Annotated in this window: 25 protein-coding genes and 2 pseudogenes; 12 read left to right on the top strand and 15 right to left on the bottom strand. The window is 67.6% G+C overall.

The features are described from left to right. Positions 1 to 72 precede the first annotated feature (72 nt). Entirely contained in the window at positions 73 to 720 is a 648-nt protein-coding gene (locus tag ACZ561_RS34920) for a DUF6461 domain-containing protein (protein WP_471003078.1), read from the bottom strand. A gap of 413 nt (positions 721 to 1133) precedes the next feature. Next, entirely contained in the window at positions 1134 to 1433 is a 300-nt protein-coding gene (locus ACZ561_RS34915) for a hypothetical protein (protein ID WP_471003075.1), read from the bottom strand. Positions 1434 to 2149: 716 nt separating this feature from the next. Between ACZ561_RS34915 and ACZ561_RS34910 the strand changes: the two genes are divergently transcribed. The 6 genes from ACZ561_RS34910 (at position 2150) to ACZ561_RS34885 (ending at position 8695) form a co-directional block, all read left to right on the top strand. Next, a complete protein-coding gene (locus tag ACZ561_RS34910; RefSeq protein WP_471003072.1) occupies positions 2150 to 4882 on the top strand; it encodes a tetratricopeptide repeat protein in 2733 nt (910 codons plus the stop codon). A gap of 34 nt (positions 4883 to 4916) precedes the next feature. Next, positions 4917 to 5087, top strand: a complete 171-nt coding sequence (locus ACZ561_RS34905) for a hypothetical protein (protein ID WP_471003069.1) — start codon at positions 4917 to 4919, stop codon at positions 5085 to 5087. Between the two features lie 176 nt (positions 5088 to 5263). Further along, the gene (locus ACZ561_RS34900) at positions 5264 to 5827 is read left to right on the top strand and encodes a hypothetical protein (RefSeq protein ID WP_471003067.1); all 564 of its coding nucleotides are present in this window, start codon (positions 5264 to 5266) and stop codon (positions 5825 to 5827) included. A 253-nt stretch (positions 5828 to 6080) separates the two neighbouring features. Beyond that, positions 6081 to 6359, top strand: a complete 279-nt coding sequence (locus tag ACZ561_RS34895) for a hypothetical protein (RefSeq protein WP_471003064.1) — start codon at positions 6081 to 6083, stop codon at positions 6357 to 6359. Between the two features lie 290 nt (positions 6360 to 6649). Beyond that, positions 6650 to 7876, top strand: coding sequence for a hypothetical protein (locus ACZ561_RS34890; RefSeq protein ID WP_471003062.1), 1227 nt, complete (start codon positions 6650 to 6652; stop codon positions 7874 to 7876). 234 nt (positions 7877 to 8110) lie between these two features. Further along, a complete protein-coding gene (locus tag ACZ561_RS34885; protein WP_471003059.1) occupies positions 8111 to 8695 on the top strand; it encodes a hypothetical protein in 585 nt (194 codons plus the stop codon). 132 nt (positions 8696 to 8827) lie between these two features. Here the strand turns inward: ACZ561_RS34885 and ACZ561_RS34880 are convergent, their stop codons facing one another. Continuing rightward, positions 8828 to 9361, bottom strand: a complete 534-nt coding sequence (locus tag ACZ561_RS34880; protein ID WP_471003056.1) for a barstar family protein — start codon at positions 9359 to 9361, stop codon at positions 8828 to 8830. Positions 9362 to 9584: 223 nt separating this feature from the next. Between ACZ561_RS34880 and ACZ561_RS34875 the strand changes: the two genes are divergently transcribed. Further along, complete coding sequence (locus ACZ561_RS34875) at positions 9585 to 9710, top strand: hypothetical protein (RefSeq protein WP_471003054.1); 126 nt, start codon at positions 9585 to 9587, stop codon at positions 9708 to 9710. A 440-nt stretch (positions 9711 to 10150) separates the two neighbouring features. Here the strand turns inward: ACZ561_RS34875 and ACZ561_RS34870 are convergent, their stop codons facing one another. From ACZ561_RS34870 to ACZ561_RS34860, 3 genes are all read right to left on the bottom strand, one after another. After that, the gene (locus tag ACZ561_RS34870; protein WP_471003051.1) at positions 10151 to 10885 is read right to left on the bottom strand and encodes a dienelactone hydrolase family protein; all 735 of its coding nucleotides are present in this window, start codon (positions 10883 to 10885) and stop codon (positions 10151 to 10153) included. A gap of 588 nt (positions 10886 to 11473) precedes the next feature. After that, positions 11474 to 12796 carry a hypothetical protein gene (locus ACZ561_RS34865; RefSeq protein WP_471003048.1) on the bottom strand — a complete coding sequence of 441 codons (1323 nt, stop codon included), beginning with the start codon at positions 12794 to 12796 and terminating at the stop codon, positions 11474 to 11476. Positions 12797 to 13203: 407 nt separating this feature from the next. Then, positions 13204 to 13659, bottom strand: a complete 456-nt coding sequence (locus ACZ561_RS34860; protein WP_471003045.1) for a hypothetical protein — start codon at positions 13657 to 13659, stop codon at positions 13204 to 13206. A 722-nt stretch (positions 13660 to 14381) separates the two neighbouring features. On the opposite strand from ACZ561_RS34860, the gene ACZ561_RS34855 reads away from it, so the two are divergent. Both ACZ561_RS34855 and ACZ561_RS34850 read left to right on the top strand, forming a co-directional pair. After that, positions 14382 to 15494 (top strand): hypothetical protein, encoded by a 1113-nt coding sequence (locus ACZ561_RS34855; protein WP_471003042.1) that lies wholly within the window; start codon positions 14382 to 14384, stop codon positions 15492 to 15494. A 45-nt stretch (positions 15495 to 15539) separates the two neighbouring features. Next, on the top strand, positions 15540 to 16415 hold the full coding sequence (locus ACZ561_RS34850) for an IS5 family transposase (protein WP_471003039.1): 876 nt from the start codon (positions 15540 to 15542) through the stop codon (positions 16413 to 16415). A 33-nt stretch (positions 16416 to 16448) separates the two neighbouring features. Here the strand turns inward: ACZ561_RS34850 and ACZ561_RS34845 are convergent, their stop codons facing one another. Beyond that, positions 16449 to 16604, bottom strand: coding sequence for a hypothetical protein (locus tag ACZ561_RS34845; RefSeq protein ID WP_366870508.1), 156 nt, complete (start codon positions 16602 to 16604; stop codon positions 16449 to 16451). Positions 16605 to 16785: 181 nt separating this feature from the next. Continuing rightward, the gene (locus ACZ561_RS34840; RefSeq protein WP_471003035.1) at positions 16786 to 17172 is read right to left on the bottom strand and encodes a DUF6221 family protein; all 387 of its coding nucleotides are present in this window, start codon (positions 17170 to 17172) and stop codon (positions 16786 to 16788) included. Positions 17173 to 17221: 49 nt separating this feature from the next. Between ACZ561_RS34840 and ACZ561_RS34835 the strand changes: the two genes are divergently transcribed. Then, positions 17222 to 17989 (top strand): transposase, encoded by a 768-nt coding sequence (locus ACZ561_RS34835; RefSeq protein ID WP_471003032.1) that lies wholly within the window; start codon positions 17222 to 17224, stop codon positions 17987 to 17989. A 171-nt stretch (positions 17990 to 18160) separates the two neighbouring features. On the opposite strand, the gene ACZ561_RS34830 is transcribed toward ACZ561_RS34835, so the two are convergent. The 3 genes from ACZ561_RS34830 to ACZ561_RS34820 form a co-directional block, all read right to left on the bottom strand. Continuing rightward, positions 18161 to 18691, bottom strand: a complete 531-nt coding sequence (locus tag ACZ561_RS34830) for an IS5 family transposase (protein ID WP_471003029.1) — start codon at positions 18689 to 18691, stop codon at positions 18161 to 18163. Then, on the bottom strand, positions 18688 to 19251 hold the full coding sequence (locus ACZ561_RS34825) for a dihydrofolate reductase family protein (RefSeq protein ID WP_471003026.1): 564 nt from the start codon (positions 19249 to 19251) through the stop codon (positions 18688 to 18690). Before ACZ561_RS34825 ends, ACZ561_RS34830 begins: the two co-directional genes overlap by 4 nt. Positions 19252 to 19548: 297 nt before the next feature. Continuing rightward, positions 19549 to 20013 carry a carboxymuconolactone decarboxylase family protein gene (locus ACZ561_RS34820; protein WP_471003376.1) on the bottom strand — a complete coding sequence of 155 codons (465 nt, stop codon included), beginning with the start codon at positions 20011 to 20013 and terminating at the stop codon, positions 19549 to 19551. Between the two features lie 465 nt (positions 20014 to 20478). Between ACZ561_RS34820 and ACZ561_RS34815 the strand changes: the two are divergent. Beyond that, positions 20479 to 21227, top strand: a pseudogene (locus ACZ561_RS34815) (transposase). 66 nt (positions 21228 to 21293) lie between these two features. Here ACZ561_RS34815 and ACZ561_RS34810 read toward each other — a convergent pair. Together ACZ561_RS34810 and ACZ561_RS34805 are read right to left on the bottom strand one after the other, a co-directional pair. Then, positions 21294 to 21833: an SMI1/KNR4 family protein gene (locus ACZ561_RS34810; RefSeq protein WP_471003373.1), complete on the bottom strand. Its 540-nt coding sequence runs from the start codon at positions 21831 to 21833 to the stop codon at positions 21294 to 21296. Positions 21834 to 22151: 318 nt separating this feature from the next. After that, a complete protein-coding gene (locus ACZ561_RS34805) occupies positions 22152 to 22733 on the bottom strand; it encodes a GNAT family N-acetyltransferase (RefSeq protein WP_471003023.1) in 582 nt (193 codons plus the stop codon). A gap of 209 nt (positions 22734 to 22942) precedes the next feature. Here ACZ561_RS34805 and ACZ561_RS34800 point away from each other — a divergent pair. After that, a pseudogene (locus ACZ561_RS34800) lies at positions 22943 to 23117 on the top strand (VWA domain-containing protein); the annotation flags it as partial. Between the two features lie 75 nt (positions 23118 to 23192). Here ACZ561_RS34800 and ACZ561_RS34795 read toward each other — a convergent pair. Next, positions 23193 to 24353 (bottom strand): ALF repeat-containing protein, encoded by a 1161-nt coding sequence (locus ACZ561_RS34795; RefSeq protein WP_471003020.1) that lies wholly within the window; start codon positions 24351 to 24353, stop codon positions 23193 to 23195. A gap of 781 nt (positions 24354 to 25134) precedes the next feature. After that, complete coding sequence (locus ACZ561_RS34790) at positions 25135 to 26100, bottom strand: TerC family protein (RefSeq protein WP_471003017.1); 966 nt, start codon at positions 26098 to 26100, stop codon at positions 25135 to 25137. Positions 26101 to 26240 lie beyond the last annotated feature (140 nt).

The following is a 26240-nucleotide window of genomic DNA, read 5'->3' as shown; positions in this document are numbered from 1 at the left end:
AAGAAGCACCCTAGACCTGTCTGACAAAGGATCTTGGAAGCCCGTGCCGGCAGGCCGCTGGCGGGCTGCGGATCACGCCGGTTCCAGCAGGACGGCCGGCAGCGTCCCAGTCACGATCGCGTCTTTCGGCAGGGAGAGCCCGAAGAACTCCTCGACGACACCCAGCGCGGCGCGGTGCACCTCTCTTTGGTCCCGCTCCGGGTCCGGGAGCCCAGCGGCCGTCAGCCGCTCCTGCATTCGAGCGGCTGTCACGGGGGCGCCTTCGACCCCCTGGTAGCCCCACGAGCTGTCCAGATGCAGGTTGCAGCCGCTCAGCAGTTCGCCGTCGTGGAAGTACTCGAACTGGGGCGGGACCGGCTTGCCGTTCTGCTCTTCATATTCCAGGAGGCAGACGTGCGCGCCGCCGCGCGAGACCGGAGCCAGCGGGCCGAACTCGCCCTGCCAGCCGCCGTACGCGACTGCGTACGTCCAGTCCCCCGCGCGGCCGAGGCGCAGGCCGATGCCGTCCAGGGAATCGCCGTAGTTGTCGTCCATGAGATCCAGGAGCGAGGTTCCCGTCTGCTCCCCGACCGACACGATCATGTGCTCCGTGTCGTACACCAGGGTCGCCGCAAGGCGTTCAGCGAGCTCATGCGCGCTGAGTCCACTAGCGAGCACCACGTGGTAGCCCCCGAAGGCCACGGATTGAGGAGCGGCAAGCCAGGTCGTTCCGTCTGTCATGATCGTCATCATGACCGCTGCCTCTGACAGTGCCTAGGTGTTTCCCGTACCAGCGGTCCAGAAGCCGGCATCCCGCGTTCACGAATCTCGGTTCTGGCACAGATCTTGGGGAGCGGCCGCAGAGTGTCACCACGCCCTCGATTGTGAGGGGATGGGTCGTATGAGTGCGCGTACACCTTGCCGCCTGGCGACCGGAGATGATGCCCATCAGGTTCGGAGTCACCTCCGCCGTGGCCGGTGTGAGTGCGGGACAGCCGAACCCCTGCCTCAGTTCGGGCTCAGGCCCGATCGACGGGTGTCGACAGCTGGCAGAGAAGCAGGTAAAGGCACCAGCCAGTCCCGATCACGGCGTGAATCGACGTCGGATCAGTCCTGCAACATGCTGTGAGGGCTGTCCCGTAACTGCTTCAGCGTCAGTCGATGATGGGCCCGGCTGCCGACCAATGCTGGCCACGGGGTCTTTGATGTCCGGAAGCCAGGCGACTGCCGTTAGCATCGACGACCGCGTAGTCGCCCACGATCTTGTATGGGTCACCGTCCTCGTAGAGCCACACGGTGACGCAGCCCTTCGAGATGTAGGTGTCGAACCAGACGTCGATCCCCTCCGCCTCGGAACGGACCGTGAGCGCCTCCCCCGGCTTCATCCAGTAGTCCTCGCAGTACGGCTCGATGAAGAGACAGAGGTTGATGTCTCCCTGGTTCTCTACAGGCATACTGCTGCGCCCATTGGTCCCCCCAAGGATCAACGCCCACCGACAGCGCAACACACTAGCCTCAACGCCCGCGCCTCGAAGGTACGCTCGACACGCAGCGCACCTGGCCGAGGGCGAAGCCGTGCGCGACACCGTGGCAGTCGATCACGGGTTTGACGCCGCATTTCCACGAGAGACGGCGGTACTTGTCGAAGTCGCAGCCGCAGCCGCAGCCGCAGCCGCAGCCGGCGTATCAGCAACGCGACTTGCTACAGGGGATCGACCCGCCCGCGCCGGCGCGCGCCAACGCTGTCTGGCAGCCGCCGCAGTCGGAGTCGCCGGCATCGCCGGAGTTGGCGTACACGGCGGCAATGTTGCCGGCTGCCCTGCCCTGCGGCGGCGACGCGCACGGCGCCGTAGTCGGCGTCGATCAGGTGGGGTGCGGAGCTGTCCCCGGACCCGCGAGTGAACCCTGTCTTCGGACGGCCTCTGTCACGGGGAACAAGCATCGAGTCGGGTGCCGCGATGTTGCAGGACCATCGAACGCGCCGAATCCATCCAGGCAGGCACACGAACCCCACCCGGCTGAACGACAAGGGCGAGTCGAGCAAGCCGAAGGGGATGAGAAGGGGTCGGACAGTGGGGTCTCTTGCGTCCCGGCGGATCGGTTCCCGCACCTGCCAAGATCCACCCGGAACCGATACGATCGGGCACCGGCGAAACTCGGGGGAGGCTGCGTGTCGGGACAAGTCGCCGCACGGCGTAACACCTTGCTGGTGGCCGCTGCGACCGGTGTGGTCGCCGGGCTGGGACTCACCGGCGACATCATCTTCGACGTCTTCAATGGCCGCACCGCCTGGGCTGTCTGCGGAGGGGCGGCCCTGGTCGCGGCCGGCCTGGGCGCGTACGGGACACTCAGAGGCAACCGTGCTGAGGACTCGGCGCCTGCCCAGGAGGCGGTGCCACAGGCGCTGCCGCCCCGCGAACTTCCCCCGAGGGAAGTGCTGGTGGGCGACACCACGGCCCTGGACGGTTTACGCGTCTATTTCCGAGACGTGCCCGCGCCCGGCAACCGCACGCTCCCTTCGAGCAGCGCCGAGAGCCAGTCGAAGCTCGTCGTCGTACATGGTCAGCCCGGCGTGGGAAAGACGGCCCTGGCGTCCAACGCCGCGCACGAGGTGAAGGACGCCTACCCGGACGGCCAGATCTACCTCGACCTCCACGGTGACAAGGCGACTCCGAAAAGCAGCGCGGACGCCCTCGGCCACATGCTCCGCAGCCTGCATGTGGCGCGGGAGGACATGCCGGACTCCGTCGACGAGCGGGCGGCGATGTTCCGGACACTCAGCGCCGGCCGGCGACTGTTCGTCCTCCTGGACAACGCGCACAGTACTGACCAGATCGAGCCTCTGCTGCCCACCGGCGCCGGGTGCTCGGTACTGATCACCTCCCGGCGGGCGCTCTCCCTCAACAGCATCACGCAGCGGGAGCCCGTCCCGGTACATCTGCCGGACGACCAGAACGCACTTGCCGTGCTCTCCCACTACGCGGGGCAGGAACGCATTGCCGCCGAGATGGAGGCGGCGATGGACATCGTCCGCTTCTGCGGCAACCTCCCGCTTGCCCTGCGCCTGGTCGGCTGCAAGCTGAAGCAGCGCTCCGGTTCCAGTCTTGGCCGCATGCGCGCGCTTCTGGAGGACGAGAGAAGCCGCCTGGACCACCTGAAGTTCGAGAACCGCAGCCTGAACGCCTGCCTCATCTTCAGCTTCCAGGGCCTCACGCCGACCACTCGCTCCTCGTTCGCCATGCTCGCCTCCTTGCCCGCAGGCCGGTTGACGGACTGGCACTTCGCCCGGCTCGCGGCCACCCCCGGGGCCGGTCCCGCGGCCGGCGACGAACTGGTCGAGGTCGCGATGATGGAGACGCTGGACGGGGAAGGGGGCGGCAACTCCGAAGGCAGTTACCGGATTCACGATCTGATCCGTGTCTTCGCCGCCCGCCAGTACGAAGAGCTGCCGCCGGAGGAACGGAACGCTCTGGAGGAACGCCTGGTCCGGGCCTACCGGGACGCCGTTGTCCACTGGGCGGCTCAGCGCGCCCCGGAACTGCGCGCCGAGGTCGACCCCGGGCGCGTGCCGGACCTCCGTGACTCGCCGACGACGGCCGCCGAGTGGGTCGCCGGAGAGCAGGACCGTCTCCGCTGGGCGATCGACCGTGCACGAAACCTTGGGCTGAACACGGTGGCGGCAGAGATCGGAGAGGCGCTGTCCTACTTCCTCGACGACATCACACTGGCCCCGAACTCCGCCGACTGGCTCTTCAACGCTCCGGGGGAAACGCGGTCGCGGGTGCTGGCCAGTCTTTGCAGGGCACGCGCGAGGGCTGCCCTGGCCGAAGGCGACCCGGAGAGAGTGCTGTCGCTCCTGGCCTCAAACAACGACGATGCAGTGGCGAACTCCGGGGACCGGGCCGCATGGGCCCGGGACGCGATGGTCGTCGCCCGGGCGCACACCGTGAAAGGCGACTACCGCACCGCCCTCGACCGCATGACGATCGCGGTGGATCGGCTCCGCGCGGCCGACGACTCCTGGCACACCCTCGGTTCCCTCGAACTACTGGGCGAGCTGCAGCGCTGGAGTGGCAAACCGGAGCTGGGCGAGCAGAGCCAACGGGAGGCTCTACGCATCGCCGAACAGGCGGGCGACCTGAGGGCTCAGGCACGGCTGCGGCGAACCCTGGCTGAGACACTGGGCTATCTCCGACGTCCGTCGGAGGCGGCCCCGCTGCTCGAGTCGGCCAGGGACGGCTTCAGGCTTCTCGGCGACCGCCGCTGGGAAGGCGCCACCGAGTACGCCCTCGGCAGGATCTACCGGCTTCTCGGAGAGCGCCAGAAGGCACTCGACTGCTACAGCCGGGCGGAGGGCATCTTCGGACCGATGGGCGAGCGGCTGTGGGTCGGCCGCGTGAACAACGCCCGTATCCGCGTCCTCGCCGGCATGGGCCAGCTTGATGACGCCGCCGCCACCGCCCGCGAGGCGATCGCGCTGTTCGAGCAGCTCGGCAACGAGATGTGGGTGGCGCACACCCAGCGGGACGTCGGCTGGCTGCACCTGCGTGCCGGGCGTCCCCAGGAGGCCGAGGCACCGCTCACACACGCCGTGGATGCCTGCGCCGCAGCCGGCGATGCCTACGCGGGCGCCATGGCACGTCACCTGCGCGGCGTGGCCTACCGCGAACTGGGCCGGTTCCCGGAGGCCCATGCCGACTTCGACGCCGCGCTCGAGGTCTACAGGTCCGGTTCGTACGAATGGAACGAGGCCGCGGTCGCCCACGACGTGATCCGCACCCTCCGAGCGGAAGGCCTCACTGGGGAGGCCGACATCATGGAGCGGGACATCTCCGCCGCCAACCCGATCTTCGGCCATATGCACGGCCGGGACGGAGCGGTCGCGGTGCCGGACGAGGACTGAACCAGCCGACGTCCTGGTCCTACCTCGCGGCCTGGTGCCTGGGGCCCGGCCGGGACGCCTGATCCATCGCACCAGCCCCGGCCTGCCCCGCTCGGTCAACAACATCGCCAGGCAGTTCCTCATCACTGTCTTCACCGACGAGCCGGGCAGCGTCCACGACTCCTCCACTCGCATCTCCATCACCGAGACACGCGCGACAGAGTGACGGCGCAGACGACACGGCGTATACGACGACCCCCGCGGTCCTGACGAACGCCGGGGTCGTTCCACCTTGCCCCGTCGACAACCAGACTGTCGCGTTCGTACTCATCGTCAGCGTCGCCCAACACTTGTGGCCTGCGAAGATGTCTTTCGAGGGGTGGTTGAGAGGGAGGGGAAACGGTGAGAAGTCTGGTGGAGGACGCCGTCGCAGAGACTCTGCGCTGCGCGGGAGGCGAGACGATCCGTCTGTATGTGGCAGCCTGCGTCGAGCGGATGGCGCCGCTGTTCGTGGGGTTGCGGGCCGGCGCGGTAGGCCGCGAAGCCGACCTGGATCTGTACGTGGGGACCGGACGCGACCTCTGGTCCGCCGACCGCCCGCTCGCCGACGCCTCCGATCGCGTTCGTGTGCTCGAGCAGTTCCCCGAGCTTCGGCCGAGCGACGAGGGGATCTCCGATGTCGCCGGCACGTACGCCTTCTTCGCCGCTCTCGTCCTGCGCCACGCCTTGCTGGCCAACGGCTCCGGGAGCGCGGACGACGCGGTGTGTTGTGGTCACGCGGCTCTCACCGCGATGGGGATGTTGGATCAGAACGTGGGAGGCGCTGCTTTCAGAAGCGAGGAAGAACGGCTGCAGCTTCTGTCGGTATCCGGCGATGTCGGGGTGCTGTGGGAGGCAAGCGTGGAGGCGGGGCGGGAACTGTTCCGCACCGTGGCGAGCCTCACCGCACCCGGCTCTGGCCTATGAGGCACCACTCGGAAGCCGAGCCGGATCCCTCAGCGGCGGGCGGTGAACACATCGTTGGCCGAGCTGGTCATCTACAGGGCTCAGTCACACGAGCGATGGCGGTGTGAGTGAGCGCTCCAGGGAGTGTCCGGGCGATCCAGGGCCCTGCCGCCCCGCCGATTCGCTCTGCCAGGATGTCTCCATGCCTCTCACACCCAGTGACCCATCACAGCTCCCCGCACCCTGGTGGGTACCTGACACCAGCATGTCGGGCGTGGAGGAGGAGCTGCGTCGCGAGCTTCCTCCAGGGCATCTGCTGCATGGTGCACAGCTCGTGGCGGCTGCGCGATGTGAAGGTTGTGACGGTGTCCTTTTCGCCGTGACCGACGGGCCCTTCCCCTGGGCCGTCGTGCATCTGACCTGGAAGGGACGCGAAGAGCACCTCCCCTGGCCCATGACCACGCCTCTGGCCAGCCTTGCCGACCTGCTCGTCGAGTGGGCCGATCACGGGTGTGGTCGCTCTCCCGAGCTTGATCGGCCGGACGGTTCCTGAAGCACTCCGTCACACCAGATGCGGCCGTGCGGCTCGGTTGGCACTTGTGCACGTGAGTTGGCGCCAGTGAGCAGTTCAGTTGCGGCGCGGGCGTTCCGGCAGATGACGGGGTATCCGTGGCGTGTGGGCGCGCTCAGTCACCCCCGGCCCCGGACATGACGTGTTACACGTCCCGGCATGTCGCGGCATTGCGGGTCGGCACCTTGACTCCGTTTGCTTGAGCCCGGGCAACTACGCTCGGTTCCCAGGCGGCAGTGATCGCGCCGGACGGGTTCCGAGGGGAGTGCGCGATGCGCGCTGGGTGGATCAGGCTGTGGCAGTGGACGGCGTATGGCGGGATCGGGCTGAGTCTGTACGCGGGCTGGTTGACGTTCGATGACATCCGGGACCGCGCTTCCAGTGAGCGCGACATCAGCGCGGCGTGCGATCGGCTTGTGTCCGGGGCAGCGGTGATGGACCTGCAGGGCGGGATGGTCCGGGCAAAAGCCAGCGACTACGACAAGTTCAGGCTCGATGTGGACGAGCTGCCCGGTTCCTGCACCATCTCCAAGGTGCCTGGTCCCGGCAAGACCACCGGCCTGTTCACCTTGACGGTGCGAGTCAGCAACCCTTCCAAGCCGTTGTACTGGATCGGTGACGACAACGATCTCGAGCCGTTTCGCGACAGTCTCGGCAGTCAGAAATCCGATGTCACCGCTGTCGCCGATCGGCGCCCCGAACCACGACCCATCGGCGATGGCGCCCTGGGCCGGTACGGAGACTGGTACACCACCATTCGCGCCGAGTGCGGCCCCGGCAGCCGCGCGACGTCCCCGAAGCTGCTGAACGTCACGGCCCGCGCCGACTACGACGACGTCTCCGCAGCGGACCGTGAGCGCCTCGCCCACATCGCCCGCTCGGCCACCGAGGCGCTCACCGACCGGATCGGTTGCCAGAGCCGGCTGCCGGCCCTGCCTGACCACCAGTTGCCGTCCGTACCTTCTGACCTCCGCCCTGCGCAGGCGACGGACGGTTCATGCCGCTGGTTTGCTCGACACGTCCAGGAGCAGGGGCAAGGCCGGCTGCCCGACCGTGCCCTCGCGACACCTGCCCTGGCGTCCCCCACCGAAAGCTGCCTTCTGGCGGTCAGCCCCGACCAGGTGGGCCGTATCGACGACGGCTTGCCCGAAGACCAACACGGTTCCGCACGCAGCGCGCTCACTCACTCGCCGTGGTGGCTGCGCACCGCCTCCTACTTCGACGCGGAGGCGCACACGGTGGGATACGAAGGCCTTCGCGGCGAGGACAAGGTCATCACAGCGGGAACGGCCGGACACGAAAGCGGCGCGTGGTGGGCCTCCTCCGTATGCGGCGGCAAGCCCGCCCTGCACACCCTCAGCTCCAGCTACACCTATGACAACGTGCTCGGCCCCCAGACGCTGTCGGTCCTGTTCCGCGCGTACGTCGACGACATCACGAAGCGGCGCGGCTGCACTCACGTGACGTACCCGGACACGAAGGACTTCAGTACCCCCTGAGCAACAGCCCGTACTGAGCACGCCATCTGTCGGATGATGCCGACTCGAATGCGCACACGAGGCCTGTGAGCGTGCTGTTGCTGGTCAGCCGCGGCCCGGCGGTCGACCGTACGAGCGTGGTAGTCGGCCAGGGGGTTGCGATAACTGAAGGCGCCGGTGATCGGGGTGGGGCGGGTGTAGCCGAAGCGGGTCCACGCGTGTCGGTGGGGGCCGTGATCGCGAAGCAGGGCAAGAGTGCTGACGACCGGCAAGGACGACGGCAACGATCCGCGGGACACCGATGCGGTCCGCGCTGTCCGCAGCCTGATCAGCGACGCCGTCCTCCCACACCTCCTGACCACCGACTCCACGGTCCGGGAGGCCGCCCTCGGCGCCACCACCGCACTACTTCAGTCTCCCGACCTTGCCGATCGAATCCCGGAGACCACCCAGATAATGCGTCGGCTGCTCTCCGACAGCGCCGACCGGCGTGAACGCGCTGCCGCGGTCTTGAACATCGGCGCCTGGGGGGAGGACACCGCCAGTTGGCTCACCGACCCTGACCCCGCCATCCGTGCCTGCGCAGCGCTGTCCCCAGGATGCAAGGACAAGGCCAAGCACCTGATCCTCGAGGCGCTGCTCGACCCGGCGACCGTCGACTCCTGGTTCCTCGAACCCACCTCGGCCGACCCCTGGGCCGGACAACCACTGCCGCACATCGAAGGCCGCCTGCGACGCGCTCTTCTGGCCACAGCCATCGACCGCATCAAGAAGACCAAGCGGCAGCTCTACGGCAGAGCCGGATTCGAACTGCTCCGCAAGATGATCCTGCTCCAATAACCCCTCGCAACGGTGCTGGTCTGTTACAGCAGCCAGTCCGGGTGGCCCTGGTCAACATCTCGTGATCACCCAGCGCGACCAGAGTCGAGGGGTGCTCCCTCAAGCCCCTGCGCCGGAGTGAAGCAACGTGGGTCAGCCCACCCGCCGGCTGGCGTTGGATTGTTCAGCGTCGTTCCACATGATGGGCATGGCCCCGACCGGTGCGAACTTGATCTGTGGATCGGAGCTTTGGACCAGACACATCACGCGGCGGCCGAACAACGCGGCCCGGCGGGCGTTGTCGGCGACGATGTCCAGGATGACCTGCGCGCTCTCCGGATGTGCTGCGGCGAAGACATCGAAGTCGGTGAAGACCAGGACCAGGCCGGTGGCCTCCGGGGCGATCCCGTAAGCGGCGTACGAGGCGACATCACCGAAGCAGTCGTTGAACGCGTCAAAGCTGCGTCCGTAGTAGTCGGGGAAGTCTAGTGCGGCGCCGACCCCTCTGAGGAGGTCTCCCTCCGATGACCAGGCGGCCGCGTCCAGACTTGTGACTTGGTAGCCGTGCTCGTCCAGCCATGCTGTGCACTCCTCCAGCAGACTCCGGCGCCAGAAGAGCGTGACAAAAGTGTTCTGCACGAGGCGGAAATCGAGGTCTGGCCCGGCGTCAGGGGCAAAAGAAGCCATGCTGTTGACCCTAACCGGTCGTGGCGTCAGGAGGGCGCGGCATCTCGTCACACTCCGTGACGGCTCCCCGAGATCTGTGCCAGAACCGGTTGCGGGAGTCGTTTGTCCATGAGTTTGGACGTCACTCGCGGCCTGTGTCGGCCATGAGTCGATGAAATGCGATGTCGGCCAGTAGTTCGATGAGCTCCGGCCTGTGGTGCTGGAGGGGCCATAGGATGCGCGCGTGACTCGGTTCGATGAGGTCAAGGCGACGTTCTGGGGCGAGGGCCTGTATGGGGTTCAGGAGCCGCTGACCGACGTAGCTGTCGAGGATGCCGAGCGTCATCTCGGGGTGCGTCTGCCAGCTTGAAGATCAAGAGACCCGTGGTCGAGCACGGCTACGCGGAACTCATCTCAGCCATGTACAAGGGCACACAGGAACCCTGAACACCGCGCGAACGGGAGGCGGCGAACCCGATCTGCACACATCTCCCGTGCCTTCGGCTGGCCGGAGCCTGGCCGGAGCCGACCCGGGTACCCCGCCTCTGGGTCCGGCTTCCCCAGCACCTGCGCCAACCGAGCTGTCGCCGTCACCACGGCCGGCCACCCCGACGAGGCAAGGTACTCCTCGTCCCGGGCCTCGGGGCGCGCCGACGGTGGTGGCTGTGTCGACGGGGCGGGGGTGAGCGGCGAAGTCCGTGTTCGTCCCTGCCGGCCGGTGTGAGGCGGGCTGCACCCGCCTCACACCGGCTTCGAAACATCGCTATCACTCCGGAGCCAAACTCCAGGTTTGGTTTCCGGGCCGGAGCCTCAGTTGTTGGCCAAGGTACGGTCGAGGAGGGGCAGCAGATGGCCCCAATGGCGCTGCAGCGCAGCGGGGTTGAAGGCGTCGGTGTCGGACATGGTGAAGCCGTGGGCGGTGCCGGGGTAGATCTCGGAGGTGTAGCCGACACCCGCGGCGTCCAGGGCTTGGTTGAGCTCACCGAGGGCTTCGGGCGTCAAGTCTCCCTCGGCATGGCCGAGATGGATCTGGGCCGTGATCTTGGAGAGGCTGTCGGGCCCGTCGACGCCCACGGGAGCGTGGAATGCGGCGACGGCGGCCACGTGGCCGGGGTGGGCCGCGGCGGTGCGCATCGCCAGGAGGCCGCCTATGCAGTAGCCGGTCACCGCCACTGGTCCGGCGCCGACCTCGGGCTGGGCGGTGAGGAACCTGAGGTAGGCGTCGGCGTCGCTCAGGGCACGTTCGGGGGTGTGCGCCTCGATCAAGGGCATCAGCTGGGCGAAGACCGCGGGCCGGACTTCTTCTCCGATGTACTCGGGAAGTTCGATCACCGGTGCGGGGCCGTGCCGGTAGAAGAGGTTGGGGACGAGTACGTAGTAGCCGTGCCCGGCCAACTCGCGGGCCATCTCCCGCAGCACGGGCCGGATGCCGAAGCCGTCCGCGTACATCAGCACCCCTGGGTGCCGCTCGCCGCGATCGGGGAATGCGGCTAAGGCGTCGGCCTGGCCGTCCGCGGTGGGAATGTGCAACATCTTGGTGGGCATGTCTTCTCCTGTCGTGGTTGACGTGTCGAGCTGGATCAACACGACAGGAGGCGGAGCCCGCGCAGCAGCGCCAGATCCTCGTTCCAACAACAGGCCAACACCGGCCCGTACGGCGCTCAGAGGAGCGCCGGGTCACCAATCAGTGTGTGGCGCAATGCCGTCCCGGTAGTCATCGCCACACAACGTAGCCCACCGGACAGATGCGATACCAGCCTCAGTGCACAGTCCTGTTCGCGAGAATGATCTCGGTCAGCACTCGGCCTCTTTCCAGTCCGACGCGCAACCGTGAAAGCGATGCCGAGCTCGTGCCCGCATGGTCCTCGCAACACTTCGAAGGATCTGCTCGAATCCGAGCCGTCCAGCGGCTCGCCAGGGATCGAGAAGAGACTCTCGACCTGCCGTTGACCCATGACCTCAAACTGCGGCTCGTCCCTGGCTCTTGGCGGTTCACCAGCCGCCGGCCAACTCGTCGGGGCATGTCGGTGGCGCCTGGCGGAGTCCCGTAGGGGCGAGAGCAGGCCTCCTCGGTGCGCTCGAACTCGCAATCGGCGCGGTCTTCACGAACTGGGGTGCGTCGCGGAGGCCGAGTCAGGTCCGCGCGTGATCGCAGCCGCAACGCGCCGGGAGCGGGGGAAGCCCGACGTAGGCGCGCAGGGCGTCGTGGGTGTCGGGGAGCCCTTGGGGAGCGAGTCGTATACCGATGTCGGCGGTGTTCCAGTGGCCTTCTTCCAGGTCGGCGACCGTATGGAGGAGTTGTTGCTGGGGGCGGCTGAGATCGGCGTACGGGGGCAGAGGCTCGGGTAGCGGGACGGGGAACACCTCGGGTAGGACCGTCCTTGCGACGTAAGTCCTGTTGTGGGGCGCGATGCGTGGGAGACACGTGACCACGACGGCGCTCGGGACAGGAGCGGGCAGGGCGAGCAGGGTCTCGGCGGTGTGGCGGTGGAAGTCGCCCTGGCCGAAGTCGGTGGCAGGCACGGGCGTGGGTGTCGAGGCGGCCGCGGCGAGTTCGGCGACGGCGCGGTCGAGCAGCGCGGTGCCGGGAGTCGCACCGGTCCTGCCGGCCAGGTGGGCGATCGCGACGGCAGCCGCCCAGCGTACGAGGCTGTCCTCGGCCTCCAGGTAGGAGGCGAACTCCTCTGACAGCGCAGGCGTTCCGACGATGCCCACAGCGACGAGGGCGGTGGCCGTGGCGACGGGATCGGGCTCGCGTGAGGCGAGGGCGAGCAGCAGCGGAAGCGTCGTCTCGGCGGCCTCGGGAAACCAGGCAAGGAGATAGGCCGCCCGGGTCCGTATCCGAGGGTCGGCGTCGCCGAGGAGGCCGAGCAGGCCAGGGAGTTCGGCGAGGACGGCGTCGTACGAACGCATCGTCGCGTCCCGGGCGTCGACCGGGTTGCCGGCCGTCAGCCACTCCCGCATTCCGGCCAGATTGCGGCGTCGCTCTTCGTCGTGCTCGACGGCCAGCTGCTCGTCGTACCAGGGCAGCAGCTTCTCCGGGGTGCGCTCGGCTGCCTCCGAGCGCCAGACAGCGACATCGGCCCCGTCGAGGATCTCGAGCTCATCGTCCCAGCTCACCGCCAGCCTGGTCAGAAGGTCCAGTACACGCTCACGGGCCGGCGCCCGGCCGGCGAGGGCGATCCGGGCGAGGAACGGCACCGCGAACGGAGAGGCCTGGCAGCGCGTGCCCTGATGAGCCAGGTGGTTGAACAGCCCGAGGAAGGCGTCCTCCCGGGCCGTCTCGTCGTCCCCGCACACGGCGCGTATCCGGCCCGGGACGTCCTCGGCCGACCCGTAGGCGTGATTCAGCCCCGCCCAGTCCACCTCGTCCAGGCCGGCCAGCATTTCCTCGTACTCCACGATCATGGCGTCAGGGTGACAGACCCCTCCGACATCGACGTTCGGGATCGTCATCCGGCCGGGTCCTCAGCCGTCCAGGCCGCCGTCGTCGCCCTAACCCGGACCCCAGCGGTGCTGTACGCAGGCGGCCGCTCTTGGACGCCGGCCAGCCCCGTTGCACGGCGCCGCGCGGCCCCGGCTCGACCCCAACCACAAGGGCCGCAAAAAAGGGCCACGAGGTCAGTATCTGGATGGAGAACGCCCGCGCCGTCGCCTGCCCCCGGACCTCGAGCAGTGCCAGGCCGAAAGTCTGCGCGTGGAGTCGTGGGGCCCCCGGCGCCTCAGGGCAGATACGGCTCGTACCACCGGCCAGGCCGGGGCCCAGGAAGGATCGATCTCCGCCAACTGCTCGCACCGCTCCACCGACTCCCCCGGTTGGCCGGGAACCTCTGGCTCGTGAGGCTGAACCTTCGCCCCGTGCCTCACCCCACGCGGGTGGGGCACGGCCATATTCGAATGTCGTACCGCTCCGGGCCCTCGGAGCGCCGCCAGACCCTCACCTCGTGCTCGCCGCCGTCTGGCAGCACCAACACGGGCCCGGGCTCCCTTCCCTCCACATTGACGAGAGTGACTTCTCTGTCAGGCGCTTCGATCCGCGAAGTTCCCAGCAGCGTGCCTGCGCCGTCGGGCGCCGGGCCTTCCCAGACCGACAGCACGACGCCGACATGCGCTGCAGAACTGAGCGTGGGAACGCCGACCGCGTCCCCGCCGCCCTCAACCGAATCGCCTTCAGGAATGGCGCTCACGATGTCAGCACCATGCCCGCTGTCGGCGACAAGCCAGAACTCGCTGTGTGACACCCACAAGGAGTCAAACACCACGTCCCAGGGCTGATCAGCGGGGAAGAGGTCTTCACCGAACACCATCGCAGGATTCATGCCGCCACCGTAGGCCCGTTCGCCACTCACCGCTCCGAGGCGGCGTTTCGCCGGCGCAGAGACGCCGGACCCTCCAAGTATCCAAGCGGCAGCGGCAGTGCGAGGCGTTGGAAGTCGAGCAGCTCCAGTTGATCAACGCGTCCGCGATGATGAAGCGTGTCCGGAGCCCCGGGACCACCGAACGCCGGCCGGCCCCAAACACGATCGGATCGCCCCCCGCAAGGGACGTCGTGGCCGCTGGAGAAGGGCTACTGGCAGAGGACGAGGCCCAGGGCAAGGCTGCGTTGGAGCCGCCGAGTCGAATAGTCGTTGTCGGCGCAGTCACACACCAGCCACGGACGCCCGGCAGGTACGTCTGTCCCAGGCCTTTGACGACCAGACCTTCCAAGCCGGGGGTTCGGTCAAGGTGAACCACCCCTCGAGGAAGGCCGGGTCCGTCGTCAACCGTGGTCGGGATCGCGGAAGTTCCACAGTCCAGCGCCCGGTCCCGCGTCCGTGCCCGGGTTCGCGTCCGAGCCCGGGTTCGCGTCCGAGCCCGGGTTCGCGTCCGAGCCCGGTCCCGCGCCCGTGCCCGGGTTCGCATCCGTGCCCGGCTTCGCTTGCTGACGGTTACGAGTCCCCGAGCCGACCAAGGGGTGTCACCCTGACCCCGGCCCTGACCTCGCCTTATCGTTGGCCTGGACTATTGCGGAGAGTGATTGGTTCGGGAATGATTTCCCGCCGTGACAATCTTCTTCACCGCCGCACTCGGCGTGTTCCTCGTCGTGCTCTACCGCCTTCTCATCACCCCCCGTCGTGTCGTCCGCTGGGTCGGAGAGCACTTCGTGGCATCCGCGTACGGGCTTCCGCCCCGTGAGGGGCTCGACTCGCGGCGCCCCGGACCGCCCCCACCGGCGCATCGGACGGAGGAGCGGCAGGCCGTGGCCAACGCTGCGTGGGAAGGGAACTGGAAGTCCGCCGAGCGGTACGTGCAGGCGGCGGGCGAGGACTGGGACGAGCGCTGGTCCCGGCTGGAGCTCCTGCAGCAGGTCGCCCAGGAGGACGACGCCTGGCTCGATGCCTGGCGCGTCGCCGAACCCGGCAACTGCGACGCGGCCACCCTCCACGCGACCATGATGGTCCACCGCGCCTGGGAGATCCGGGGCAGCGGGTTCGCCGACGAGGTCATGACCTCTGACATGAACCGCTTCCGTGCCATGCTCCCGGCCGCGATCGAGGAGGCGCGGCGGGCCGCGCTGCTCGACCCCGCGAACCCGGGCCCGTGGGTCGTGATGGTCACGGCAGCGCGCGGAGCTCAGTACGGCCGTGCGCAGTTCAAGCCGCTCTGGGAAGGACTCATCGCCCGCGCGCCCCACCACTACGAGGGACACTGGCAGGCCCTCCAGTACTGGTGCGCCAAGTGGTTCGGCAGCGACCGGCGGATGATGCGGTTCGCCCGCCAGGCGGTCCGCAAGGCCCCGCCCGGCAGCCCGCTCGCCGGTATCTACCTGCACGCGCTGAACGAGCTCACCGACCGGCCCGCCGCCGCCGCGCTGCCCGTCACGCCCATGACGTGGAACCTGCTGAAGCAGATCGCCGCCTCGTTCGACCGAGTCGCGCCCGACGACGAGCGCCTGCCGGCCCTGCGCCACCTACTGGCCCACTACATGCTCCGGTCGATGATGTACTCGCCCGCCCTGGAGCAGTTCCGCCTGATCGGACCGTGGTGCGGCGCCGAACCCTGGCGCAAGGACGGAAACCCGGTCATGGCCTTCGAAACGGCCCGCGGCACGGCAGCAAAGCTCTCCCGGACCCGTCCCGCCCCGACACAGAAGGTCTACGGGATGGGCCGCTAGGCCGTGTGTCGAAAGTGGATCTTGAGCCGTGAATGATCAAGGTTCATGGGCCGGGGTGATCTCATCGATGAACAGTGGGCAGTGCTGGAGCCGTTGCTGCCGAAGGGGATGAAGGCGGGCAGGCCGTCCGTCTGGTCCCGGCGGCGACTGATCGACGGCATACGGTTCCGGGTCCGGACCGGTGTTCCGTGGCGGGACGTGCCGTCGGAGTGCGGGCCGTGGGGCCGGGTCTACGACCTGTTCCGCCAGTGGCAGCGGAACGGCACCTGGCACCAGGTCCTCACCCGGCTCCAGTCCCTGGCCGACGCGAAGGGTGCGATCACATGGGACCTGAGCGTCGACTCCACGGTGTGCCGCGCCCATCAGCACGCGGCCGGGGCCCGCAAGCAGGGCCACCTGCAGAAGGAACCACCGGGCGGCATCTTTACCGAGCCCCGTGATCACGGATTGGGGAGGTCGCGGGGCGGGTTCACGACCAAGCTTCATTTGGCCGTCGGGCAGGGGCAGAAGCCCATGTCCATCGTGGTCACGGCAGGGCAGCGCGGCGACTCGCCGCAGTTCGAACCCGTGCTGGAGAAGGTCCGAGTGCCCCGCATCGGGCCGGGTCGACCACGCATCCGCCCCGACCGCGTGCGGGCCGACAAGGCGTACGCCTCCCTCAAGAATCGCGCCTACCTGCGCCGACGCGGGATCCGCTGCACCATCCCAGACAAGGCCGACCCGGCGCGCAACCGGAAGAAGCTTGGCTCCCGTGGCGGCCGGCCGCCACATTTCGACCCGGTCGACTACCGCCAGCGCCATGCGGTCGAGTGCGGCATCAACCGCCTCAAGAGACATCGCGCTGTCGCCACGCGCTACGACAAGCTCGCCGTCCGGTACGAGGCGACCGTGCTGGTCGCGGCCCTTAACGAGTGGCTGTGAGAGGCGTCCTGCTGGGACCATGCGTCGGTGAACTCAGGACTCCCGGCCGGATGGACGATTGAGCGCGTGCGCGCTCTTTCCGGAGACCCAAGCGCCGTCCCGCTCTCCCTCGATCGGCTCGTAGTCGTCGAAGCGGCCGGTCAGGGCGACTACGAGCCGCTCCGGCCCGATGTGATTCTTGCGTTCCACGAGTTGTGCCTCGTGAGGGACGACGGTGAGTGGTTCATGGGGCAGCTTGACGATGACGGCTCGGTGATCTGCTGGGCCTCCTATGGATCCGACCTGGTCGAGGCCATCCGCAGTCTTTGAACAAACCCTGCATCTTCAGCCACTTTCGCAACACGCCCTAAGGGTTGTCCCATAAAATGATCTACGTCTCAGGGGTGACGGGGTAGTCAGGGTGATCGCCGTAAGGTGACGCCAGGTCGAGCAGGTCGTCGCATGGCCAGGTCTCGCCGTCGTACTGGCAGTCATCGCGGTTGTCCCACGGCAGTTCGGGGTCTCCGGTGGCAGGACTGAGTGCATGGCGGGCGAGCACGCGTCGCTTGGCTTCAACCTCCCGCAGGACGCGAGCCGGGTCGTGCAGCGCGACGTGCAGGGCGATCGTGGGGTGGAAGCCGGAGAGTTCTGCCTGGCAGAAGCCGACGGTGTGCCCGTGAGCGGTCCACTCCCCGCAGTCGTCACCGTCGCAGCGTCGGGCCAGGTCGGCCTCCTCGTTCAGCCGTGCGTGGAGGAACGTCACAAGGTCTTGGTTCATGGGGTCATCCTGGACGCTGCGCCAGGCCCGGTCGCCTGATTTCCGTGCTGTGGCTGGTGTGATCACGGCGTCGGAGCCGTCTTGGATATCCCCGTTTACCGGGCTGAGCCCGCGGCAGTTCGGGAAGCTGGTGACGGTGCTGCGGCGCGAGGGGGCGGACTCGGTCCGCAGGGGCCGGCCGTGGAGTCTTTCGCTGGAGGACCGGGCCCTGTTGGTCGCGGCCTACTGGCGCACGAACCTGACCATGCGGCAGCTCGCCCCGCTGTTCGGGGTGTCCAAGTCGGCGGCGGACCGGATCATCGACCACCTCGGGCCGATGCTCGCGCTCCAGCCCCGCAAGCGGTTCGCCAAGGACACCGTGCTCATCGTGGACGGCACCCTGGTCCCGACCCGGGACCACAGCATCGCCGCACAGTCGAAGAACTACAGGTACTCCACCAACCACCAGGTCGTCATCGACGCCGATACCCGCCTGGTCGTCGTGGTCGGCCGGCCACTCGCCGGGAACCGCAACGACTGCAAGGCCTGGGAGGAATCCGGCGCCAAAGCCGCCGTCGGCCGGACCATGACGATCGCCGACGGCGGCTACCCGGGCACCGGACTCGTCATGCCCCACCGACGCCGCAAGGGCGAAGACCTGCCCGACTGGAAAGAGGCGGACAACAAGTCCCACAAGCAGATCCGCGCCCGCGTCGAGCACGTCTTCGCCCGCATGAAGACCTGGAAGATCCTCCGCGACTGCCGCCTCAAAGGCGACGGAGTCCACCACGCCATGCTCGGCATCGCCCGCCTCCACAACCTCGCCCTCGCCGGATAGGCAACCATCCCGGCCCGCGGCCAGCCACACCTCAGCTAGCCCGGAGATCATTTACGGGACAGCCCTTAGGCACGCGCAGCACAGCACGGTGACGACAGCGTGCGCCTCGTCGTGCGGTTCGACGACTCAGCAAGTCGCTGCGACCGTGCATCGCTGGGCGCCTCTTTCGGATCATCTCGCTGACCAGATGAAGATGGCGGCGAGGTGGAGTCCGGCGGGGTAGCTGGTGGCGCTCTTGTCGTACCGGGTGGCCAGGCCGCGCCACTGCTTGAGCTTGTTGATGCAGCGCTCGACCGTGTTGCGGTTGCGTTGCTTGTAGGCATCGCGGTCGAAGGCGGTAGCTGCCGTCGCGGCTGCCGAGGCGTTGCGGTTGGCGGCCTGGTCGGCGGGCTGTGGGATCACGGCCCGGATTCCGCGCTGGCGCAGATACGAGCGGATCGCGCGGGACGAGTAGGCCTTGTCGGCCAGGATCATGTCCAGTGTGGTCCTGGGCCGGGGCACCCGTAAGCGGGCCATGACCTCGGGGAACGCTGGTGCGTTACCTGCCTGCCGGGCGTGATGACGAAGGCCAGTGGGGCGGCAGAGACTGTCCGCGGCGAGGTGGAGCTGGGTGGTCAGCCTCCCGCGAGAGCGTCCGAGAGCATGGTCGTCCGCCTCGCCGACTGGGGCCCGTTCTGCGGTGCTGGCCCCTGCGCCGGTCAACGCGCCACGCGGTAGCGGAGGTAGACGACTCTCGAGTTGAAGGTGCGGGTCTCGAGGAGTTCGAGATCCACCCGGCGCTCGTGCTGGGGGAAGAACGGGGTGCCGCCGCCGACCAGCACCGGATAGACCATGGCCCGGTACTCGTCGATCAGGCCCGACGCGGCCGCCTCGGCGGCGAGAGTCGCGCCGCCGATCGCGATCTCGCCCTCCCCCGGCTCGGCTCGCAACCGTTCGATCTCCTCCGCCAGGCCGCCGGAGGTCAGGCGGGCATTGCCCTGCACTGCCGACAGCGTGGTGGAGAACACCACCTTTGGTAGCGGCTTCCAGAGCTCGGTCCACTCGCGCATTGAGTCGTCGAGCGTTGGATCCTGATCGGCGGTCTCCCAGTACAGCATCGTCTCGTACAGCCGTCGCCCCAACAGATGGACGCCGACCTGTCGAATGTCGTCGATCCAGAAGCGAAAGACCTCCTCGTCGGGGGTTCCCCAGTCGAATTCGCCGTCCGGCCCCACGATGTAACCGTCGAGTGAGACGCTCATCGAATAGGTCACGCTGCGCATCTGAAGTCCTCCTCGGGGACGGGTTCGACAGTATGACCGTCGGACGCCGCAGGACTCATCGCGGCTCGCGGGATCCCGGGCCGAGTCACCTCACGAGATCAATTTCGTTGAGAAATCCTCACTGGCCGGAATCTCTGCAAGATCATCTGCGCTCCCAGAGGGCGCCCAAGCCATGAGCGTGTCCACGACCGGGTACGGGAACGGGAACGCCCCCGGAACTGCAGCTCGCGTGACCTGACCCATCGCCGGCGGGCGCGGCGTCGGCGGGTGGGTCAGGTCAGGTCAGGTCAGGTCAGGTCAGTCCCACTGCTGGGCCGCAAGGGAGGTGACCGGCTGCGGCTTGCCGATGACGGCCAGGGCGATGAAGAAGTTGATCTGGCCGATCGCGATCGTCAAGGTGGCCAGCGCCTTCTCGTCGTAATGCCTTGCCACCTCGGCATACAACTCGTCCGAAACCCGCTCCCGGCCATGCTGAGCAGGCTGGAGAGTGGCCTCCACCAGAGCGAGCGCGGCACGCTCCGCGTCGGTGAAGTACGGGGCATCCTGCCAGGACGAAACAGCCGTGATGCGCTCCTCCGACTCCCCCGCCTTCCGCAGGAAACCGGTGTTCAGAATGGTCAGATACGTGTTGTGGACGATCTGCCCGGCACGCAGGTGCACCAGGTTCACCGTGGTACGCGGCACCGACTGGTTACCCGTCGCCCGGAACAGAGCGGCACTGACTTCACTCAACTCGGGAACGAACTCACCGGGGTTGGGCATCCGCGAGATCGACTTCTTGTCCGTCACGACTGTCTCTCCTTCATAGCGACCTGATTGCCGTCTTCACACCACTGACGGACCGCACCACAAAGATGTGACAGCTTCCCGGAGAGAACTTTCCCGCGGGCTCCGGACCACGCAGCAACCGCGCTCTCGCCCGGACGACCAGTGAAGAGGTTCTGGCTACCGCCATCAACAACCCCAGCTACCGCCTCGAGACCACATCACGGCCCTCAACGACACGGCCACCACAAGTCCCTGACTCCCGGGTCATCCTTGAAGTGGCGGACAGCTCAAGAATCCGCAACCTGCCTGCGGTCCGCCATTTCCCGGTCAGTGAGCTCTTTCAGAGTGGCCACTGATCGAGTGACCCTGGCCGAGTCAGGATGAGGACCACAACGCACAGGGCTCCCGCGCCGTTGAGGGAGGTGTTCGAAGTCTCAACCCATCGGCACAGGAGCCCTGTTGGTTGCCCATCCTGCCGCACTCGACCTGCCTCACGCTCTGGTCGAGTGGGATCCATGCTCATCGTCACCCGTGAGGGTGACCGACGCTGCAAGCTGCCGCCCCACCAGCGCGCCCTCGTCGGCCTGGTCTACCTTCGTCGGCACGACACGCTCGCACAGATCGCCGCTGGCTTCGGCACATCCGTCGGCACCGCCCACGCCTACGTCAAGGCCGTCGTCGAGCACCTGTCCGGTCGCGCACCCGGCCTGCTGCGTGTCCTGCGGGAAGCCGATCCTGATCACGTCCTGCTCGACGGGACGCTCGCCGAGTGCGACCGGGTCGGCGACAGCCGGGCCGACTTCTCCCAGAAGCACCGCCGTCACGGCGTGAACGTGCAGGTCGTGGCCGATCCCACCGGCAAGCTGCTGTGGATCTCACCCGCGCTGCCCGGCCGCACCCATGACCTGACCGCGGCCCGCACACACCGCATCATCCGGATCTGCGAACGCCAGGGCGTTCCCGTCCTAGCCGACCGCGCCTACATCGGCGCCGGCCCCTGGGTGACCACACCGATCAGACGGCTTCCGAACCGGGACCTCACCACAACCCAGCGGACGATCAACCGAGCCCTGTCAGCGGCACGAGCACCGGTCGAACGAAGCATCGCGCGACTCAAGTCCTGGCAGATCCTCCGCCGGGCCCGCTGTAGCCCCAACCGCATGACCGTCATCGCCGCAGCCATCCTCACCCTGGAACGTCAACGCTGATGAATCTCAGTGCCGTACCAGGGTGAGGACGGATTGGCAATGACCGTCATCCAGTTGGGAACCGTCTCACGACCAGACAAGTCGACCTTCGGTGAACCGACAGACCGGGGAGCTTCCATCGGCGATCCTCGTCAGCGTCTCCGCTACGGAGTCGAAATACTGGGCCATCGATTCGTACTCGCCCATGACCGTGGGGTCACCCACGAACCAGCTGCCGACGCGCCCGTCCCGCACATCGATGAACTTTCCCATCCAGCCGTCCTGGTCCGACAGGAACGGGATCCACTCGTTACGCCAGAACGGGTAGTCCGGCTGGTCCGGAGGGTCGAATCCACAGGACGTGGAGCGGTTTGCATAGAGCCTCTCCATCGCCCGGATGCCCAGAAAGAAGCTTCCCTCGTCTGGAAACCCGTCGAAGCCGCAGCACATCACGCCGTCGTCGAAATCTTCCTCCGGCAGATCCAGATTGTTCTGCAACAGCCACGTCCGCAGGTCCCCATGAAGGGAGATCCCCATCCGTTCCTCGGCTGCCGCGAGCATCTGCTCCGTAGCGGGCCCCGGCAGATCCGCGTGATCGGCCGGCGCGTGCTCCCGAAGAAGACTCATCACACGCGACCAACTCTCAGCCACACTCATCGCCCTCTGCCCTCTGTCCTCTCTACAGGGATGTCTCCGTCCGACTACGCCACTGCGGAGGTTGGGAAGTACCGGCCGGAGAAGCTTGCAGGGATGGTACTTCGAGCATGCGTTCCATCCCGCCCCACGATCATCTTCCGCCCCGAAGCGCAGGGCCGGCCCCTCAGCGAAGTGACCGCCCGCGACATTTCACAGACAACCCACCGCGCCCGGCTGCCCCAGCCTCGGAGCTTCCAGGACTCAAGCGAGGGCCGCGGCGTCACCCTGGAGCGGCGAAGCTGAAAACGCTCAGTGATCGCCTTGGATGCGGGCATGCAGGTGTTCGTCGTGCCACCCATCGGCATGAAGAAGGGCACTCCGCATGGTCCCCTCGAGGGGAAATCCGGCCTTCACAGCCACTCTGCAGGACGCCTGGTTCGCCACCGAGTGAGTGATCCGGACTCGGTGCAGCCCCAGATCGTCCAGGGCCCACCGGCTGATGTGGACGGTCGCGTCGACCACGGCACCGTGGTCACGACCCTCGGGGAGGAGCCAGTACAGGATTTCAGCGCTGCCTCCACCGAGGTCGATATCCGCGAGTCCGATCAGACCCACAGGCTCGGCGCTGACGGAAGGCGCTATCGCCCAGATCGCAGCTGCTTCATTCCGCCAGCGTTGGCCCCACCGTGCGATCTTCTCTCGAGCCTCGTCCAGCGCAAGGTATCCAGGCCTGTTCCACTTCTGGATGTCCACGTCGTGGCAGGAGCGGACCAGCACCTCGGCGTCCTCCTGCTGCCAAGGACGCAGGTGGAAGCCGCCGGCGAGGCAGAAGACGGGCTGTTCGGCGCGACCCATGCTGCCGGCTGGGACCACAGGAGGTATCGAATCCATCCCGGCATCATGCCAAGAGCCGAACGTGGCTACGATCCCGTACACCGACAACATGGCGTTCCGCAAGGGAACCGCCGAGCCCTGAGCCGGCGTACGACGCTCCGCCCGGCGCTGGGTATGTCGGTGGGACACCGCAAGCAGCAGCTGTGGGCGCGGGTCGACCAGACACCAGGTCAGGGCGGCACCACCCGGCCCTCCTTGGCCCAGCCCAGTCGGACCGGGTACGCACGGGGCCGGAGGCCCGCACCCTGCTCGGCCTGCCGAACAAGCAGGTCCGGGTCAAGCCTCAAGCCGGACCACAACGACGACCGCACGACCTTCGTGCAGAGCACTGGCCTGAATCGGAAGCTGGTGCCGCAGGCGCGGCTGCTGCTCATGGTCTGACGCCGCGAGGAGGCGTAGCGGGGCCGACCACGTACGTGACGCGGCCGGCCCCTACTACGGCAGGTCCGGGACCGGTCAGGAGCCGGAGCCCTGACGGCGCATCCTCGCGGCAAGCAGGAAGCCCGCGCCGGCCACGAGTGCGGTGCCCGCGCCTCCCGCGATCAGGGCCGTGTCGCCTGCGCCGGTGGAGGCCAGCGCAGAGCCGCTGCCGCCCTGCGGGGTCACAGCGGTGTTGCCGGTGCCGGGGGTGGTTCCGTTGCCCGTGCCGGTGTCGTTCCCGGCGCCGGTTCCGGAGCCGTCCCCGCCCTGCCCGTCGTCGCTCTTGCCGTCGTTCGTACCGTCGTTCCTGTCGTTCTCCTGCTGGGCCTTCTTGTCCTTCTCCCGGGCTTCGTGCTGGCCGGTGAGCAGGAACGCGGCGCGGTCGGCGGGGGTGCCCGCCAGAGCGGCGCGGCCGGCCTTGACCAGCTCCGGGCCACCCCCGCTGATGATCTGGGCGATCGCGACGCGGTTGTCCTGGTCCCGCAGGTCGTGCTGCGTCACCTCCAGGAAGTGGCGCAGCTCGGCAGGGGTCGGGGAGCCGTTCAGGAGCTTGCGGATCTCCTCGCTGAGGATGGGGCCGTCCCAGCTCTCGTCGATCCGGGCGAGCTCGACCAGGTCGTCCTCGGCCTGCGCAACGTGGCGGCCCTTCTCCAGGAACGCGGAGCGGTCCGCCGGAGTACCCAGGAGGGCCTTCTTCGCGGCTTCCTTCACTGCGGGACCGGCGGTGTTGGTCAGGCGGGCGATCTCGACTTTGTTGTCGTCGTCACGGAGCTCGTGCTGGGTGACCTCGTAGAACTTCCGGAGGTCTGCCAGGGTCAGCCCGTCGGCCCGGAGGAGGTCCTTGATTCCTTCCTCCAGGCCGGGGCCTGCCTGGTTCAGGAGCCTGGTGATGGCGATCCGGTAGTCGTCGAGACGGATGCGGTGCTGGTCGGTCTCGATGAACGTGCGCATGGCCGCGGGGCCGTCGGCGATGGCCTTGTGGCCGGCTTCCTTCATGTACCCGCTTGCCATCGGGTCGGCGATGATCGCGAGGATGGTCTTGCGGTCCTGCTCCGCCTGAGCCTCGCCGGACGCGTCCGCGGCCTCGTGGTCGGGTGCGGTCGGAGCCGGTGGGTTGGTGGATGCGGCGGTCTCGGTTCCGTCGGCGAACGCCGGCGACGCGAGGAGGACGGCCGGAGCCAGAGCAGCAGTGGTCACAGCCGCGGCGATCCGGGACAACTTCACAGAAAATACCCCCAGAGGGAATGGTCTTTGCGCTGCAAAGACTCACCACTCCCACAGAAGGTTGTAGAGGCCAGGCGTATTCGTTCGAATGTGACCCCCTCGCCGCCCACTACGTGAGGGCGTGATCGCCACGCACTCCGGTGCGAGTCGCGTCCCAGCGACCACCTGATGCTCATTCCGCTCGGATGGGTCTTCGGCGTCCGAGCGTCGATTTTCGGCCTGCCCGGCCGATCCATGGCCTGGACCGTGCTCTACGCCCCTCACGGCATCGCGCTGATCCCCCACCACTGGCGCCCGTTCGGGCGGGACAACCCGGCACACAGAAGGCAGCGTCAAAGACTCCGCACCCGATGCTGCTCTTCACGTTCTGAACGTGGCCCTCTACGCGCCGAGGGGCATCGATCTCGATCAGCAGCGCGACGGACACCCCACTGGAGGGTGGCCAGTGATCGGGTGCATGCGGCAGGCAGCACCTCAGGGAGGAGCTTGCCCTTCGGGCCACGGACTCCGGTCGGCCTCCGGCGAGCGCTTCTCCGCTTGTGCGACTTCGGGGCAGGAGGGGTTCGCGCAGCCGGTGTCAGCGTACTGCGGGACGTAGATGCCCATCGTCTTGTGCCGATGGACCGTCGCCGGCAGTGGCTCCTTGCAGGACGGGCAGAGATGCCCGGGGCGGGTTGCCGCAGGGTGCTCTTCTTCGTACATGCACTGACTTTACGTCCCTTTTGCCCGAATTTGAAGAGACATTAGGCAATCGTCACTTACTGTGAGCAATATCGTCACTGTCTGTCGGTGGTGGCCGCAGCAGGCTCAAGGCTACGGACGCGGCAAGGACGACAACGATCACAGCAAGGCTCACCGGCGAGGGGATCTCCGGGACCGCGGGGCTGATGAGCTTGTGGGAGGCCTGCAGGGCCAGCTTCACGCCGATGAAGGCAAGGATCAGGGCCAGCCCCTGACCGAGGTAGTGGAAGCGGTCCAACATGCCGGCCAGCATGAAGTACAGCGCCCGTAGCCCGAGGATGGCGAACGCGTTGCTGCTGTAGACAATGAAGGCGTCACTGCTGACCGCGAGCACGGCGGGCACACTGTCCACAGCGAAGACCAGGTCGGCCGCCTCGATCGCGGCCACCACGGCGAGCAGCGGTGTCGCGACCCACTTCCCCGCCTCCTTGACGAAGAACTTGGTCCCGGCGTACTCGTCCCGGACAGGCATGATCTTCCGCAGCAGCCGGACTGCGATGCTCCGGCCCGGGTCGAAACTGTCGTCCTCCTCCTTCAGGATCTTGTACGTGCTGTAGAAGAGGATGGCGGCGAAGACGTACAGGACGGCCGTGAACCGGCTGACGACGGCGACGCCGGCAGCAAGGAACAGGCCGCGGAACACCAGGGCGCCGAGCACTCCGAGAAAGAGGACCCGGTGCTGGTATGCCCGCGGGACCTTGAAGTAGCCGAAGATCAGGGCGAAGACGAAGAGGTTGTCGACCGACAGGCTCTTCTCCAGCAACCACGCCGTGGTGTACTCGACCCCGGCCTGCGTGCCGACGACGGCAAAGACGACACCACCGAAGACGAGAGCCAGGCTGATCCACACTCCGCTCCACGCGGCAGCCTCGCGGAAACCGATGACGTGTGCCTCTCGGTGGGCAAGGAGATCGACCGCCAGCGACAGCAGGACGGTGGCGGCGAAGGCGATCCACAGCCAGTAGGGCACATCGTGCACGGCGGGCCCCCGCGGGACGGCAGGTGGGGCAGCTTCCCCTTACATATGAGTCTGGGGGACCCGCGCGGAGTTGTCCTCCGGCGGGACGGTCCCGGTTCTGCCGTAGTGCACGACTGCTGCAGCCGGCGCTGACGGCACCC

This window comes from Streptomyces sp. NPDC039609, from assembly GCF_055596705.1.
Note: the sequence above shows the minus strand (reverse complement) of the source record. Positions and strands in the feature narration are given on the sequence as shown.